Source organism: Okeania sp. SIO3I5 (assembly GCF_010672085.1).
In the GTDB taxonomy this organism is placed as follows: domain Bacteria; phylum Cyanobacteriota; class Cyanobacteriia; order Cyanobacteriales; family Microcoleaceae; genus Trichodesmium.
In genome coordinates this window covers 1-1,030 of the sequence record NZ_JAAHHT010000555.1, presented here as the reverse complement: position 1 = coordinate 1,030, position 1,030 = coordinate 1, and the positions used below count along the sequence as shown (strand labels likewise).

Below are 1,030 nucleotides of genomic sequence, written 5' to 3'. Positions count from 1 at the left end.
TACCAAAATTCATCATCTTTACCAGATGGAAAAGAAGATAAAAAATTTGTCAAAAAACCAGATTTAGCGCTGCGTTTAGTCCAGAAAACTTTGGAGAGAAAATATCGACCTGGTGTAGTTTTAGTAGATGGAGGTTATGGCAATAATTCCTCATTTTTACAGGAATTAGAACGATTGGAACTTAACTATATAGGGGGTTTGGCTAAAAATCGTTTGGTGAGTGTTATTAATCAAAAAACTGGCAAAAAACAATCACAAAAAAGGTTAGATGAAATAGGCTTATCTCTACCTCAAAATGCTTTTCAAGAAGTAACATTAGAACAAGATATACCCAAAACAGTTTTTGTGGGTATTATAGAAGTAGAAATCAAAGGTTTAACTGGTCCCAGAACTATTGCAATCGTCATGAATAATAGTTCTATATCTGAAGCCACTGAAATTGATTATTTAATAACAAATAAACAATATAAAAGTGTGACTGAAGAATGGATAGTTAAAACATATTCTGATAGAAACTATATTGAAAAATTTTATAGGGAAGCTAAGGGATGGTTGGGGTTAAAAGAATATCAAGTCCGAGATAAAACCAGTATGAGGCGTCATTTTATTCTAGTTTTTGTGGCCTATACTTTCATTGTTTATCAACAATTAATGGGTGGTTTAACAAAGCGTTATTCTCGCGCCACTTTGACAAATTTTACAGAGACATTAGAAGCATTTCTAACTGGTGTTTCCTACAAATTTTTTTGCTGGTTACAAGAGAATCAAGAAATTTTTGCTCAACATAAAGCTGATTTGGGGGTGATCTGGGGTTAGACTCAGGTATAACTACCTCTAATTATAGGATAAAAGCAAATATATTTTACTTTTTTCCAAAAGTCCAGTTAAGTAGCACGTTATAATTCGCTGAACAGGCTATTATACCTGAATCTAAATCTTCTTCGACTATGGCAAACTGTTCTGTTTCAGATGATAATTCAATAATATGAGATTTTTTGATCGCATCATTTGCACAATCAATATTATCCAG

At 32.3% G+C, this 1,030-nt stretch carries 1 protein-coding gene; it reads left to right on the top strand.

What is annotated here, in order from left to right:
- A partial coding sequence (locus tag F6K40_RS40505; RefSeq protein ID WP_293146070.1) for a transposase occupies positions 1–816 on the top strand: 816 nt, incomplete at its 5' end.
- Positions 817–1,030 lie beyond the last annotated feature (214 nt).